14 protein-coding genes and 3 pseudogenes are annotated in these 14,370 nt (G+C 69.7%); 6 read left to right on the top strand and 11 right to left on the bottom strand.

What is annotated here, in order from left to right; genetic code table 11:
* Window positions 1–74: 74 nt before the first annotated feature.
* Window positions 75–251 (bottom strand): annotated as a pseudogene (locus K6K41_RS30500) (lactate/malate family dehydrogenase); the annotation flags it as partial.
* A gap of 152 nt (window positions 252–403) precedes the next feature.
* Entirely contained in the window at window positions 404–1,567 is a 1,164-nt protein-coding gene (gene zapE / locus K6K41_RS15665) for a cell division protein ZapE (RefSeq protein ID WP_261401295.1), read from the bottom strand.
* A gap of 225 nt (window positions 1,568–1,792) precedes the next feature.
* Here zapE and K6K41_RS15660 point away from each other — a divergent pair, with 225 nt between their 5' ends.
* The 4 genes from K6K41_RS15660 to cutA all read left to right on the top strand — a co-directional run bounded on the left by K6K41_RS15660 (window position 1,793) and on the right by cutA (window position 3,382).
* Entirely contained in the window at window positions 1,793–2,110 is a 318-nt protein-coding gene (locus K6K41_RS15660; RefSeq protein WP_261401294.1) for a hypothetical protein, read from the top strand.
* 59 nt (window positions 2,111–2,169) lie between these two features.
* Window positions 2,170–2,538 carry a hypothetical protein gene (locus K6K41_RS15655; RefSeq protein ID WP_261401293.1) on the top strand — a complete coding sequence of 123 codons (369 nt, stop codon included), beginning with the start codon at window positions 2,170–2,172 and terminating at the stop codon, window positions 2,536–2,538.
* A gap of 63 nt (window positions 2,539–2,601) precedes the next feature.
* Window positions 2,602–2,997 carry a CopM family metallochaperone gene (gene copM, locus K6K41_RS15650; protein ID WP_261401292.1) on the top strand — a complete coding sequence of 132 codons (396 nt, stop codon included), beginning with the start codon at window positions 2,602–2,604 and terminating at the stop codon, window positions 2,995–2,997.
* 58 nt (window positions 2,998–3,055) lie between these two features.
* Window positions 3,056–3,382, top strand: coding sequence for a divalent-cation tolerance protein CutA (gene cutA, locus K6K41_RS15645; protein WP_261401291.1), 327 nt, complete (start codon window positions 3,056–3,058; stop codon window positions 3,380–3,382).
* Here cutA and K6K41_RS15640 read toward each other — a convergent pair.
* Window positions 3,337–3,624 carry a DUF2061 domain-containing protein gene (locus K6K41_RS15640; protein WP_261401290.1) on the bottom strand — a complete coding sequence of 96 codons (288 nt, stop codon included), beginning with the start codon at window positions 3,622–3,624 and terminating at the stop codon, window positions 3,337–3,339. The genes cutA and K6K41_RS15640 overlap by 46 nt on opposite strands.
* A gap of 275 nt (window positions 3,625–3,899) precedes the next feature.
* Here K6K41_RS15640 and K6K41_RS29545 point away from each other — a divergent pair, with 275 nt between their 5' ends.
* Complete coding sequence (locus K6K41_RS29545) at window positions 3,900–5,177, top strand: cell wall hydrolase (protein WP_315855042.1); 1,278 nt, start codon at window positions 3,900–3,902, stop codon at window positions 5,175–5,177.
* Window positions 5,178–5,367: 190 nt separating this feature from the next.
* Here the strand turns inward: K6K41_RS29545 and ligD are convergent, their stop codons facing one another.
* From ligD to K6K41_RS15600, 7 genes and pseudogenes are all read right to left on the bottom strand, one after another.
* Entirely contained in the window at window positions 5,368–7,821 is a 2,454-nt protein-coding gene (gene ligD / locus K6K41_RS15630) for a DNA ligase D (RefSeq protein WP_378146076.1), read from the bottom strand.
* A complete protein-coding gene (gene ku / locus K6K41_RS15625) occupies window positions 7,818–8,627 on the bottom strand; it encodes a non-homologous end joining protein Ku (RefSeq protein WP_261401288.1) in 810 nt (269 codons plus the stop codon). The genes ligD and ku overlap by 4 nt, the downstream gene beginning before the upstream one ends.
* A gap of 264 nt (window positions 8,628–8,891) precedes the next feature.
* Window positions 8,892–9,074, bottom strand: a complete 183-nt coding sequence (locus K6K41_RS15620) for a hypothetical protein (RefSeq protein WP_261401287.1) — start codon at window positions 9,072–9,074, stop codon at window positions 8,892–8,894.
* Window positions 9,075–9,127: 53 nt separating this feature from the next.
* Window positions 9,128–10,009, bottom strand: coding sequence for an aldo/keto reductase (locus K6K41_RS15615; protein ID WP_261401286.1), 882 nt, complete (start codon window positions 10,007–10,009; stop codon window positions 9,128–9,130).
* 100 nt (window positions 10,010–10,109) lie between these two features.
* Complete coding sequence (locus tag K6K41_RS15610; RefSeq protein WP_261401285.1) at window positions 10,110–10,757, bottom strand: sigma-54-dependent Fis family transcriptional regulator; 648 nt, start codon at window positions 10,755–10,757, stop codon at window positions 10,110–10,112.
* Window positions 10,758–10,834: 77 nt separating this feature from the next.
* Window positions 10,835–10,954, bottom strand: a pseudogene (locus K6K41_RS15605) (sigma 54-interacting transcriptional regulator); the annotation flags it as partial.
* A gap of 282 nt (window positions 10,955–11,236) precedes the next feature.
* Window positions 11,237–11,977 (bottom strand): sigma-54-dependent transcriptional regulator family protein, encoded by a 741-nt coding sequence (locus K6K41_RS15600; protein WP_261401284.1) that lies wholly within the window; start codon window positions 11,975–11,977, stop codon window positions 11,237–11,239.
* A gap of 278 nt (window positions 11,978–12,255) precedes the next feature.
* Here K6K41_RS15600 and adh point away from each other — a divergent pair.
* A pseudogene (adh, locus tag K6K41_RS15595) lies at window positions 12,256–13,772 on the top strand (aldehyde dehydrogenase).
* Window positions 13,773–13,840: 68 nt separating this feature from the next.
* Here adh and K6K41_RS15590 read toward each other — a convergent pair.
* On the bottom strand, window positions 13,841–14,350 hold the full coding sequence (locus tag K6K41_RS15590; RefSeq protein ID WP_261401283.1) for a hypothetical protein: 510 nt from the start codon (window positions 14,348–14,350) through the stop codon (window positions 13,841–13,843).
* Window positions 14,351–14,370 lie beyond the last annotated feature (20 nt).

Here is a 14,370-nt window from a genome sequence, read left to right as displayed (position 1 = left end):
TGCGCGGCACGCCGGGCGGTGACGATCACCACGTCGGCGCCGGAAAGATCCTCGTAGGACGAGGTGCCCTTGAGCTTGGCGTCGAAGCCGTCGACCGGCGAGGACTCGGCGAGGTCGAGCGACTTGCCCTGCGGCACGCCGTCGACGATGTCGAACATCACCACGTCGCCGAGCTCCTTCAGGCCGACGAGATGGGCGAGCGTGCCGCCGATCTGGCCAGCGCCCACGAGTCCGATCTTGCTGCGCGCCATTGGTCCTCTTCCTTCAAATTCTAAGGCTGAGCGGGGCCTTGTCGCGGCCCGGGACGAGAGGCGTTTCGACTAGCCCGATCGAAGACGCCGTTCAAGACATGGAGGCCGCGAATCGCGGTTTCGGTCCGTTGCGCCGCACAAATGGGTTGATCTCAGGTCTCGACCAGTCCCGTGGTTTGGCCGCTCGCGGCGCTCGAGCCCTGGCCGTGGGGGCGCGACAGCCACTCGTCGGAGCCCATTTCGGCCAGCCGCGAGGCGGTGCGCACGAAGCCGAAGGCCTCGTAGCCTTCAGACCCCGTCCAGATGCCGTCCCGCCCGGTCTCTGCGGATGCCGCGAGCTTGACGTTGCGCTCGTAGAGCGCGTCGATCAGCGTCATGAAGCGGCGAGCCTCGTTGCGGCGGGTCTCGTCGAGCTTCGGCACGCGGTCGAGCACCAGCGTGTGGTAGCGCCGCGCGATGGCGAGGAAGTCGCCGGGCCCCAGCGGCTTCGCGCAAAGATCGTCGAAGCTCGCCCGCGCGACGCCGTTGGCGGCGAGCGGAATCGCGATCTTGCGGCCTGCGACCTCGATCGTCTCGGGCGAGCCCTTTTCGCCTGCGAGCGCGAGGAAGATCTCGCCGAGCGCGGTCTCGGCCGCGGCGTCCGGCGGCGTCAGCCAGACCTTTCGGTCGCCGAGCTTCTCGCGCCGGAAATCCGTGCGCGCGTCGAGCCGGAACACGTCGAGGCGCTGCTCCAGCATCTTGATGAAGGGCAGGAACAGCGAGCGGTTGAGGCCGTCCTTGTAGAGGTTTTCGGGCGGCACGTTCGAGGTCGCCACCACCACCACGTCGCGCTCGAACAGACGCTCGAACAGACGGCCGAGGATCATGGCGTCGGCGATGTCGGTGACGTGGAACTCGTCGAAGCAGAGCAGCGAGGCCTGTTTGGCGATGGCGTCGCCGACGCCCGGGATGACGTCGCCCGAGCCCTTGCCGGACTTCGCCTCCTGCCGCGCCGCATGGATGCGGGCGTGGACGTCCTGCATGAAGTCGTGGAAATGCGCGCGGCGCTTGGCCTCGACCGGGGCGCTTGCGAAGAACAGGTCCATCAGCCGCGTCTTGCCGCGCCCGACCTCGCCCCAGACGTAGAGGCCCTTCGGCGCGGGCGCGTTGGACCGGCCGAACAGCCAGCCGAGCGGACCGCGGCGGTCGCCGACGCGCTCGCGCAGGGTCTTCTCGAGGGCGTCGAGGCGGGCGGCGAGCCTCGCCTGACCGGGATCGGGATCGAGCGCGCCCGAGCGGACGAGCGCCTCGTAGCGCTTGAGCGTGGCGTCTGTCATCGGCGCTCGCTAGGGATCCCGCGGGGGAGGAGCGGGCCGGCGCCTGATGCGGAAAAGGGCTTTCCGCTGCGCCGCGAATGCGCTTAGCAGAGCCTCCCGCGGCGCGTCAAAGACGGGCGGCCATGCGCGGAGCGCGCGTCACGGCTGCGTCATCGCAAGCCCGGCGCGGGAACGGCGGGCGGGGACGGCGCGTTTCCCGGCGTCGAACAGCGGAGATCGAAGCCGATGAAGATCCTCATTGCGAGCCTTGCGCTCGCCGCCGCAGGTCTATGGGCGTCGGCCCCGCAGGCGAAGGCCGAGTCGACCTATTGGCAGGACCGCTGGGAAGGCCGCGGCTACTACGACCCGCAAGCCTATCCGCGCCATCGCCGCGACCATGTCGACATCCGCGTCCGGAAGCGCGCCCGCGCGGAGGCCTATGGCTCCGAGCCCTTCGCCAAGCGCAGCTACAACGGGCCGGTCTATCAGAGCCAGGAAGAGGTCCAGCAGTCGGTCTACGACTTCTCCACCGGCGGCTTCGGCAACATCAAGTCCTATCGCTGACGCCAAGGGTTCGCCGCAGACGCGTTGCGGGCGGCAAGGCGACGGGCGATGCTGTCCCGATGATCCTTCGCGCGCTCACGCTGCTCGCATTCCTGGCCGTGTTCGCGGTCCAGCCGAACTGCTGCGCGCACGCCTCGCCGGCCGCCGCCGACCCCGCTGCGACTCACCAAGGTCATGAATACGGGCGCGAGGAGGCCGACTCCGGACGCGACGCGCACGCCATGCATGGCGACGCCGCTCAGCCTCCGGCGGGCGACGCCGTCCACCCCCCGGCGACCGCGGCCTGCGTCATGTCGCTTGGCCTCTCGGCCGCGACCGAGACCATGGCGGCTCCGGAGATCACGGGGCTTTCGACCGAGGCGAGGTCGGCCCTGACCGCAGAAGGCGTCTTTCACGGCCCCTCAGCGCCGCCGCCAAAGACCGCGTGACGCCAGGCGCCGACCGGCGCCGCCTCGCCCACTCGATCTTTGATTTTCAAACGGAACACCCGAATGCGTCACGTCACGCGCGGCCTTGCGGCCGCATGCCTTCTCGCGCTCGCAAGCGCGGCCTCCGCCCAGCAGGCCGGCCACGACCACGGAGCGATGGATCACTCGGCCCATGGCGGGGCCGACGCCTCGCCTTCGACCAAGGCCTTCGAGGAGGCGGCCTCCGCCATGCACGGCTCGATGCGCCAGACCTACACCGGAGACGCCGACCGGGACTTTCTCGCCGGCATGATCCCGCACCACCAGGGCGCGATCGACATGGCCCGGGTCGTCCTGCGCTACGGCAAGGATCCGGCGGTCCGGAAACTGGCGCAGGAGATCGTCGCCGCGCAGGAGCGCGAGATCGCCGACATGCGGCGTATGCTCGAGGCCCATGGCGGGGCCCCCACGGCGAAATGAGCCTGCGGAGCCTGCGGCGGACGCTTGCCGCAGGCTCCGCGTTCCTAAAGAGGATCCGATGGCCGAGTTCTGCACGGTGACGACCACGACGGACGATCGCGCGGCGGCCGAACGCATCGCGCGCGCCGCGGTGGAGCGGCGGCTCGGCGCCTGCGCCCGGATCTATCCGGCGACAAGCCTCTATCGGTGGAAGGGCGCGATCGAGACCGCGGAGGAGACCGTGCTCGAGATCAAGACCACGGCGGCCCGGCGCGACGGCCTCGAGGCGCTGATCCTCGAGCTCCACCCCTACGAGCTGCCCGAGATCGTGGTCCACCCGATCGTGGACGGATCGGAGGCTTATCTGGCCTGGCTGTCCGAGGAGACCGGCGCGGGCTCGGGGTGAGCGCTGAGCGGCTTCGGCACGCGGGTTCCCCAGGCGATGTGGGCCCAGCCGCGCTCGTGGAAATAATAGAGGATGATCTTGGTCACGACCTCGGCCGAGGCGATCGAGCCGGCGGCCTTGAGCGACCCGGTGAAGATGTAGCCGAGCAGCAGCGTGTCGAGCGAGCCGAGCACGCGCCAGCTGATCGTCTTGGCGAGCGAACGCGCCGGTGACGCGCTCGCCGTGGTGATGAGTTCTGTCACGTCGGAAAACTCCCGGTCGCGGAGACGCGTCGGCCTATGGCCCGGACATGGCCGCCATGTCCACCCGGCGCGTCAGAGGCCGCTGGTTTGCGCCGCGGATTAAAGCTTTGCTCAGACTCTTCGCGTTTTCTTGAGACCGCCCGAGGCTCTCGCGTTGTTTCCGGTTCTGCTGTTGCGGAAAAGACGCAAGCGCCCCGCCGCTCATGTTGCGTATCGAGTGGAGTTTCGCCTTGTCAGGACGACCGTCGGCGGCTTCGCTCCGCGCCCTCGCCGTGATGGCGATCGCCTCGATCGGCCTTGCGGGCTGCGCCCAGAAGGTGACGGTCACCAAGGTGCGGCTGAGCGAGCGCGAATGCCTCGCCCGCGCGATGTATTTCGAATCGAACCGCTCAAGCGACGCCGGCATGCTGGCGGTCGGCACGGTCGTGATGAACCGCCACAAGTCCGGCAAATACGGCGCGACGGTGTGCGAGGTCGTGGGCGCGCCGCGCCAGTTCGCCCCTGGAGTGCTGACCCGGCCGATGCTCGACAAGGGCGCGCCGCGCGCCCGCCGCATGGCCGACGTCGTGCTCGCGGGCAAGCGCCATCCGGGCGTCCAGAACGCGCAGTTCTTCCACACGGCCGGTTACAAGTTCCCCTACAACAACATGCGTTACGTGCTGGTCGCGGGCGGCAACGCCTTCTACGACAAGACCAAGCCGCCGAAGACCTGGTACGGCGGCGAAGGCCGCTGGGGCCCGCCGCCCGCGCCCGACGAACGCGTCGACGGCGTGATGGTGGCCAAGGTCGACATCATCCACGACGAGCCGCAGCCCGAGGTGCGCACGGTCGCGGCCGCGCCGCGCAGGGCCGAGGTCCAGGTCGCCGACGCCCGTCCGGCCCGCGCCGAGGGCGGAGCTTATGGCGGCGTGCCGACCTATGAGCCGCTTCCGGGGCAGCGCTCGGCCCGCGTCCGCGAAACGCAGGTCGCGGCCCTCGAGCGCCCGATCCCGGCGCGCCCGGTCGCCCGCGCGCAGATCCAGGAAGACAACGGCCTGCGCGAGGAAGATCGCTGGCGCGACCAGGAGCTCGCCGAGGACGCCGGCCGCCAGCCCGCCTCCGACGTCGACTGGCGCGAGCGCCGCGACTCGGGCGTCGAGAGCGCGCCGCTGCCCGTCATCGAGACGCGCCCCGACCCGGCCCCGCGCCGCCAGACCCGCGTCGCCTCGCGCGACGACTACGGCTATGGCGCGCCCGCGCCGCAGGCCGAGGCTTACGAGCCGCGCCCGGCGCCCGCCCGCCGTCAGGTCTCGGCCCGCCAGCAGCCGGTCGCGGCCGATCCCGCGGCCATGGGCTGGCACGCCGGCCCGCAGCCCGTGCGCATGGGCGAGGGTTATGACGCAGCGCCCGCGCCGCAGGGCGGCTCGCAAGGCGAGATGGACGGCTACCAACCGCTGTCGCGCGTCGGCGAGGAGGCGATGTCGGCCCCGCCGGTCCGCCGCGCTCCGGCCCGCTCCGCCCAACGCTCCTATGGCGGGGCGACGCTGGAGCAGGACCGCTACGGCTATCGGTGAGGTCGGACCTCGACAGGGCTTCAGCTGGCTGAACCGAACTGCGTGCTTCGAGACGCCCGCGAAGAGCGGGCTCCTCAGCATGAGGATCGTCTTTGCAGCCTCACCCTTCCTCATGCTGAGGAGCCGTCCGTCAGGACGGCGTCTCGAAGCACGCAGTTGGTTCAGCAGTCGCCATCGTTGGACGAGACGCTCAGTCGCCCACGAGCGCCTTCAGCGCCCGCGCCGAGATCGACTGCTTGGCGGCGGTCGCATAGCCCTTCCACGGGTCGGCGGCCGCGATCCTTTCCGCGTCCGTGATCTGGAAGGCGTCGGCGCGGTCGAGGCGCCGCAGCTCCTCCCACGTGACCGGACAGGCGACCGGCGCGCCGTCGCGCGCCCTCAGGCTGTAGGGCGCGATCGCGCTCGCGGCTCGGCCGTTGCGAAAGTGGTCGATGAAGATCTTCCCGCGGCGCTTGGCCTTGGTCATCGTCGCGACGAAGCGCTTCGGCTCGGCCTCCGCGAAGCGTTCGGCGAGCGCCTTGGCGAAGGCCGAGACCTCGTCCCAGCCGCGCTTGCGGGCGAGCGGCGCGACGACGTGCACGCCCTTGCCGCCGGTGAGCAGCGCGAAGCTTTCCAGCTCCAGCGCGAGAAGCGCCTCCCGCAGCTCGAACGCCGCCTCCTTCACCTCCGCAAAGCCGACCGTCTCGTCCGGATCGAGGTCGAACACCACACGGTCGGGCTTGTCGGGACGATCAAGCCGCGCGCCGTTGATGTGGATTTCGAGCGCGGAGACCTGAGCGGTCGACGCCAGCCCCTCGGCGTCGGCGACGAAGAGCGCCTCGAAGGGCTCGCCCTTGCCGTCCTCGATCATTCGGCGGCCGACGGCTTCCGGGAGCCCCGAATGCGAGTGCTTCTGGAAGAAGCGCTCGCCCGCGATCCCTTCCGGACAGCGCACCAGGCTGAGCGCCCTGCCCTCCGCGAAGGGCAGCATCCTGGGCGCGACCGTCTCCAGATAGGCCGCGACGTCCGCCTTCGTGACGCCCGGATAGAGCTCCCGTTCGGGATGGGTGAGGCGCACATGCGGGGCAGGCGCCGCCTCGCTGCGCTTCGACGACCCCGAAGCGGCCTTGGCGGCCGCGGCCCGCTCCCTTTTCGCCGCGCGCGCCGGCTTGTCCTCCCGAAGTCCGAGGAAACGCCCGTGGCGCACCTGTCCGTCGCGGGTGAAGCCCGCGAAGGCGACTTCGGCGACGAGATCGGGCTCGAGCCAGCGCGCGTTACGGCCGATCGCGCCAGGCGGCGGCTTGATCGGGGGAGCCTCGCGCCAACGCGGCGAAAAAGCCTTCGTCAACCGTTCGAAATCGGCGTCGGAGAACCCCGAGCCGACCCGGCCGGCGTAGACGAGGCGTCGTCCCTCCGTCAGCCCGACCAGCAGCGAGGCGAAGGGCCGGTCCTTTTCCGACGGAGACACCCCGAGGATCGCGAACTCCTGGCGATGGCCGGCCTTGATCTTCAGCCAGCCCTTGCCCCGGCCCGACCGGTACGTCCCGGACCGGCGCTTGGCCACCACGCCCTCGTAGCCGGCTTTTGACAGCGCCTCGAGGCCGCCTGCGCCGTCCTCGAAGTCGTCGGCGTAATGGACAGGGCCCTTCGAGAAGCGCAGCCGCTGCTTCAGCCGCGCCTTGCGCTCGGTCAGCGGCAACCGGCGGATGTCCTCGCCGCCGTCGAACAGCAGGTCGAAGGCGAAGAGGCTCAGGGACCGCGAGCGGCCGTCTTCGAGCGCGCCTTGGAGCGCCCCGAAGTCGCTGACGCCGTTCTCGTCGAGCGCGACGATCTCGCCGTCGATCAGGCAGCCGTCGAGCTTGAGCTTCCTGGCCGCCTCGGCGATCGCGGGAAAGCGGGAGGTCCAGTCGAGACCGCTGCGGGTGTAGATCGCGACCTCGTCGCCCGCGGCGGCGACTTGCGCGCGGTAGCCGTCGAACTTCACCTCGAACAGCCAGTCGTCGCCGTCCGGCGTCGTCTCGACCAGCGTCGCCAGCATCGGCTCGACGAAACCCGGCGCGCCTGACTTCCGCGCGGAGCGCTCCGCGGGCGCCGCGCCCTTGGCGATCTGGTTCATCGTGCGGCCGCTCGCGACGCTTTTCACATGCGTCTTCAACACGTCGCCGCGGCGGGAGACGTGCTCGTCCTTCTCCTTGATCAGAAGCCAGTTCTCGCGGCTCTCGTCCTTTCTGGGCTTCATCCGCACGAGCGCCCAACGACCGACCAACCGCTCGCCGTGGATATGGAAAGCGAGCTTGCCGTCCTTCAGCCCCTGGCGCGGATCGCCCACCGGCTCCCACGAGCCATGGTCCCAGAGCATCACCGTCCCGGCGCCGTACCCTTCCGGAATGACGCCCTCGAACGTCGCGTAGTCGACCGGGTGATCCTCGGTGCGCACCGCGAGGCGCTTTTCGGACGTGTCGCGGCTCGGGCCGCGCGTCACGGCCCAGCTCAGCAGCACCCCGTCAAGCTCGAGCCGAAGATCGTAATGGAGACGCGTGGCGTCGTGCTTCTGGATGGCGTAGCGCCATCCCGCCTCGGTCTCGGCGTCGCCGCTCGGCTCCGGCGTCGCGTCGAAGCGGCGCTTGGCTCGGTACGAGTCGAGCGCGGAGGCGCGCGCCATCAGCCCGCCTTGCGTTTCGACGTCTTGGAACCTGAAGCCGTCTTCGCTGGGCCGCCCTTCGGCTCGTCGCCGCCGCGCACGCTGCGCTTCAGGGCCTCGACGAGGTCGATGACCTTCGCGCCGCGGCCGTCGTCGAGCTCGTCCTCCTCGATGTCGACCGGCGGCTTCTTCTTCCGCTTGGCGTCGATCAGCGCCTTCACGGCGTCGGTGTAGCTGTCGGAGAACGCCTCGGGCTTGAACGGCTTGGCCTTGCGGCCGATCAGCTCCTTAGCGAGGTCGAGAAGCTCCTCGTCCGGCTCCTCGTCGGCGACGTCGGCGAACAGCGGCGCGGCTTCGCGCACCTCGTCGGCGAAGCGCAGCGTCTCCAGCAGCAGCCCGTCGCCGCAAGGCTTCAGCGCGCCGACATATTCGCGGCCCCGCATCACGAACTGGCCAAGGCCGACCTTCTTGGTCGCGCGCAGAGCGTCGCGCAGAACTGCGTAGGCCTCCTCCGCGAGGTCGCCGTCGGCCGCGGCGTAATAGGGCCGGTCGAACCAGATCGGATCGATTTCGTGGTGATCGACGAACTGGATCAGGTCGAGCGTCTTCTTCGCCTCGATCTTGAGGGCGTCGAGCTCCTCGTCCTCCAGCAGCACGTAGCGGCCGGACGAAATCTCGTAGCCTTTGACGATGTCGTGCGCCTCGACCGGTCCGACGCCCGGCACGACCTTCTCGTAGCGGATGCGCTTGCCGGTCGGCTCGTGCACCTGGTGAAACGAGAGCCGCGCGCCCGACTTCGTCGCCGGATAGAGCTTGACGGGCACCGACACGAGCGCGAGGCGCAGTTGCCCGGTCCAGACCGGGCGGCGACGAGCCGGAGCTCTCGTGCCCGGCGGCGGACGATTTCGAAGACGATCCGCCCGTCGAGCGGGAAGACGATTTCGTCCCGCCTTTCGACGACCGCTTGGCGGAAGATGTGTTGGCGCTCTTCGCGACCGCTTTTTCTCGCCATGACGCCGGACTCGCATTGGTTGAGACACGACAGAAACATCGCGCCCGCCCCTTGAGTTCCGAGTCGTTTCCGCGACTTCGACTCAGCGGTCCGCCAGCCAGCGTCTCGCCTCGCGGTCGTCGCAGAGCCGCATGGCCTTGACGCCGCGCCCGCCGCAGGAGCTGCAGACGAGCCGCGTGGAGACGTCGTCGTCGGACAGCCTCGCCTCCGCGCTCGTCGAGCCGAACACGGACTTGCGGCCGCAGCGGCGGCACTGGACGCACAAGGGCGCCGGATCAGCGCCCCGATGTCCATGGCCGCTGGCTCGGCCATGCCGGGTCAGGCCGCCTTCTTGAACTCGGCCTTGCCCTGCGCGTCGAGGGCCGCGAAGTCCTCGTCGGAGAGCTCGATGCCGGCGGCCGCGACGTTCTCCTTGAGATGGGCGACGCTGGACGTGCCGGGGATCGGCAGCATCACGGGGCTGCGCTTCAGCACCCAGGCGAGCGCGACCTGGCCCGGCGTCGCGCCGATCTTCTTCGCGATCTCGCTCAGCACCGAGCCGTCCTTGGCGAGCGCGCCGGCCGCGAGCGGGAACCACGGGATGAAGCCGATGCCGCGCGCCGCGCAGAAGTCGAGCACGTCCTCGCTGGTGCGGTCCACGAGGTTGTAGCGGTTCTGCACCGTCGCGACCTTGAAGTACTTCTGCGCGAGCGAGATGTCGGCGACCGAGACCTCGCTCAGCCCGACATGCTGGATCAGCCCCTCGCTCTGCATGTCGCGGATCGCCTCGAACTGCTCCTTGCGCGGCACCCGCGGGTCGATGCGGTGAAGCTGCCAGAGGCCGATCTTCTTCACGCCGAGCCGGCGCATGCTCATCAGCACGCACTGGCGCAGATATTCGGGACGGCCGAGCGGCAGCCAGACGTTCGGGCCGTGGCGCACGAGGCCGCCCTTGGTCGCGACCAGCATGTCCTTGGGATAGGGCTTGAGCGCCTCGCGGATCATCGTCTCGCTGACGAAGGGGCCGTAGGAGTCGGCGGTGTCGATGAAGTTGACGCCTAGCTCCGGCAGCCGCTTCAGCGTCGCGGCCGCGGCCTTCGGATCCTTGGGCCGGCCCCAGATCCCCTCGCCGGTGATGCGCATCGCGCCGTAGCCGAGACGGTTGATCGCGCGCTTGCCGATCGAGAACTGACCGGACGCCGCAGCGTTCGCTTCGCTCATCGTCTTCTGTCTCCCGCCCTGAAACGCCGCTGTATCCGCGCCGTTCCAAGCTCCATCGCCGATCCGCGGAGCGGCCGTCAAGCGCCCTGCGAAGAGGCGCTCAGCCCCGCCGTCCGAGCGCGCGGCGGTAGAGCGTCGAGCGGCTGACGCCGAGCCGCCGCGCCGCCGCCGCGACGTTGCCGCCGCAGTCGTCGATAGCGGCCAGCATCGCGCCTCGGGCCATGGCGCCGAGCTCGCCTTCCGGCGCGGACAAGGGCGCGGCGACCGCGCGCGGCGGCAGGCCGACGCTCGCCGGCAGGAGCTCTGGGCCGATGGCTTCGCCGGGGTCCGACAGCGCGACCAGCGCCTTCAGCACGCCGGCGAGTTCGCGGTGGTTGCCCGGCCAGTCATGCGCGACGAGGGCTGCGAGCGTCGCGGGCTCGAGCGTGCGGCCCTCGCGCGGCAGCCGCTCCCAGATCGCCCGCACGACCCCCGGCCGGTCGGCGAGCTCGCGAAAGGGCGGCAGCGCGAAGGTGAACTGGGCGAGGCGGAAATAGAGGTCGGCGCGGAACGTCTCGCAGGCCGCGAGCGCGGTCAGGTCTCGGTGGGTGGCGCAGACGAGGCGGATGTCGATCGCGGTGGGCTTGCCGCCGCCGAGCGGCGTGACCGCCCGGTCCTGCACCACGCGCAGCAGCCGCGCCTGCAGGCCGATCGGCATGTCGCCGATCTCGTCGAGGAACAGCACCCCGCCGTCGGCCTCGCGCAGCACGCCTTTCGAACCGGACGCCGTGCGCCTGTAAAAGCGCCGTGCTCGTAGCCGAACAGCTCGGCCTCGATCAGTCCCTCGGGCAGCGCCGCGCAGTTCACCGCCACGAACGGCTTCTGGGCGCGTGAGCTCTGCGCGTGAAGCGCCCGGGCGAACATCTCCTTGCCCGAGCCGGTCTCGCCCTGGATCAGGATCGGCACGTCGCCGTCGAGCAGCCGCACGGCGCGCTTCAGCGACTCCTTGGTCACGGCGTCGAACACCGGCTCGTCGGAGGCCGGGCGGACCGCGGGACCGCGGTCGGGGTTTCGGCGAGCGCCGGCGCGCGAACCGGGACAGGTCGCGGCTCGTTGCGGGCGAGGCGCGCATGCAGCACGCTTCCCGACCGCGTGTGCAGCCGCGCGGTTTCGGAGGGCGAGAGCTTCCGCCGTCGAACAGGTCGAAGGAGCGCGCGCCGAGCGCGTTCCAGTCGAGCTCCAGCAGCTTCAGCGCATGTCGGTTGGCGGCGACGAGCCTCGCGCCCTCGAACACCAGCACGCCCTCCTGCGCCGCGCCGAGCAGCGCCGGATCGAATGCAGCCGCACCACGTCGCGGCCCTCGAAGCCCTCGGCGAACATGCGGTGCTCGATCTGGTCGACGCCGAGCCGGATCAGCGACAGCGCATGAAGCTGCGGGATCGAGGCGTGTCCCGAAATGTCGAGCGCCCCGATCATCGAGCCGCGCGGATCGAAGATCGGCGCGGCCGCGCAGGTGAGGATGCGGTGGCTGTCGAAGAAGTGCTCCGAACCGCGCACCTCGATCGGCCGCCGCTCGACGAGCGCCGCGCCGATCGCGTTGGTGCCGGCGGCGGCTTCCGCCCAGGGCACGCCCTGCTGCAGCGAGACGCCCGCGGCCTTGCCGGCGAAGTCGCGGTCGCCGAAAGCGTCGAGCACGAGGCCGGAGGCGTCGGTCAGGATCGCGAGGCTCGCGGTGTCGCGCGCTTCCGCCGCGAGCGCCTCGAGCTCCGGACGCGACAGGCGGATCAGCTCGTCGTTGCGCTCGTGAAGCTCGCGCAGCGCGCCGCGGCCGACCGGCTCCGCGCGCGGCTCCTTGTGGGAGTCGAAGCCGCGCTCGGCGCAGCGCAGCCACGAGCGGAAGATCGCGGGCGACAGCCCGTGCGGTTGCGCGCCGCGGTCGAAGAAATCGCGGCGGGCTTCGGCGAGTTCGGCGCGTTCGGCCGGCTCCATCTGCGTCCCAATCCCGGAGGCGTCGCAACTTGCGACAGGTGTCGCAGCGCGCTTCGTGTCTCGGCGACATCCTTTCACCAGGATCGCCCAAGAGTCCACTGGCGCAGTTTGGAGCCTTGATTAGGCTGCTGCCCCATTCCAGCGCAGGCAACGACTTGCCGCGCTGCAGCATAGCCCGCGCAGTCATCTTCGAGCCTTTGGCACGAAGGCTGCGACAGCGCGGCCAGGAGAATGAGCCCGGGCCTGAAATCACCGGGACGTCATTGGGAGGACTTCGCATGAACGCCCCAGAACGCATGGCCACCTTTGCGCGCTCGCCCTTCAAGGAGCGCTACGACAACTTCATCGGCGGCAAGTTCGTCGCGCCCGTCGGCGGCCGCTATTTCGACAACACCTCACCGATCACCGGCCAGAAGGTGTGCGAGATCGCCCGCTCGCAGAAGGAAGACGTCGACCTCGCGCTCGACGCCGCGCACGCCGCCCGTGAAAAATGGGGCGCCACCGCCCCGGCGCAGCGCGCCGCGCTGCTGCTCAAGATCGCGGACGTGATGGAGCAGAACCTCGAGCTCATCGCGACCGCCGAGACCTGGGACAACGGCAAGCCGATCCGCGAGACGCTTGCGGCCGAATCCCGCTCGCGATCGACCACTGGCGCTACTTCGCCGGCTGTCTCCGCGCCCAGGAAGGCGCGCTGTCGGAGATCGACGAAGACACGGTCGCCTACCACTTCCACGAGCCGCTCGGCGTCGTCGGCCAGATCATCCCGTGGAACTTCCCCGTCCTGATGGCGGTCTGGAAGCTCGCGCCTGCGCTCGCCGCCGGCAACTGCGTGGTGCTGAAGCCCGCCGAGCAGACCCCGGCCTCGATCATGGTGCTGATGGAGCTGATCGGCGACATCCTGCCGGCCGGCGTGCTCAACGTCGTGAACGGCTTCGGCCTCGAGGCCGGCAAGCCGCTCGCCTCGTCGAACCGCATCGCCAAGATCGCGTTCACGGGCGAGACGACCACCGGTCGCCTCATCATGCAGTACGCGTCCCAGAACCTGATCCCGGTCACGCTCGAGCTCGGCGGCAAGTCGCCGAACATCTTCTTCTCGGACGTGGTGGCCCAGGACGACGACTTCTTCGACAAGGCCGTCGAGGGCTTCGTGATGTTCGCGTCACCAGGGCGAAGTCTGCACCTGCCCGAGCCGCGCGCTCATCCAGGAGTCGATCTACGACAAGTTCATCGAGAAGGCGATCGGCCGCGTCAACGCGATCAAGCTCGGCTCGCCGCTCGATCCGCAGACAATGGTGGGCGCGCAGGCGTCCTCCGAGCAGCTCGAGAAGATCCTGAGCTACATCGATATCGGCAAGCAGGAGGGCGCGGAAGTGCTCGCCGGCGGCTCGAAGAACGAGCTCGATGGCGATCTGGCCGGCGGCTACTACATCAAGCCGACCGTCTTCAAGGGCCACAACAAGATGCGGATCTTCCAGGAGGAGATCTTCGGCCCGGTGCTCTCGGTCACGACCTTCAAGGACGACGCCGAGGCGCTCTCGATCGCCAACGACACGCTCTACGGCCTCGGCGCCGGCGTGTGGACCCGCGACGGCACCCGCGCCTACCGCTTCGGCCGCGCCATCCAGGCCGGCCGCGTGTGGACCAACTGCTACCATGCCTACCGGCCCATGCGGCCTTCGGCGGCTACAAGCAGTCGGGCATCGGTCGCGAGACCCACAAGATGATGCTCGACCACTATCAGCAGACCAAGAACATGCTGGTCAGCTACTCGGCCAAGAAGCTCGGGTTCTTCTGAGCCTCTTAGCCTCACTGGACACATCCCCGACTGGGCGGCCTCGGGCCGCCCATTTTTTTGCGCCGGGGTCAGTCGCCCTCGGCCGCGCCCGCGCCTGAGGGCGGCGCGCTCTTCTCCGTCAGTCCGGCGACGTTGCAATTGAAGCTGACGCTTCCCCCCGCCCAGAAGGCCGAGACCCTCGGCGTCGCGCCGTGGGAGAGATAGACCGGCCCCTTGAAGCTTGCGGCGAACAGGCGGCCGTCCTCCGGATAGGAGATCGTCATCACGTCGAGAAAGAACGGCCCGTCGCCCTTGTCGGAGCCGAACTCGACCTGCGAGAAGATCGCGGTTCGCGACGTCACGAAGACGCGGCACGACACCGAGTTCACCTTGAGGATCCGGTCGGCCGGGATCGCGGGATAGGTCGCCGTGCAGGCGATGCCGCTGCTGCACTGCCGGAAGACGTTCTCCTGGTAGAACTTCGACGACAACGTCTGGGCTTGCGCCGTCCCAGAGAGCGCGCCGGCGGCGAGACCGAAGGCGATGACGCGGAATGCGATGCGCATGGGCAGGTCTCCTTCGGGGACGGTTTCGCCCATGGTGATCGTCCGGGAAGCCG

Source organism: Chenggangzhangella methanolivorans, from assembly GCF_019797865.1.
Taxonomy (GTDB): Bacteria; Pseudomonadota; Alphaproteobacteria; order Rhizobiales; family Methylopilaceae; genus Methylopila; species Methylopila methanolivorans.
Note: the sequence above shows the minus strand (reverse complement) of the source record. Positions and strands in the feature narration are given on the sequence as shown.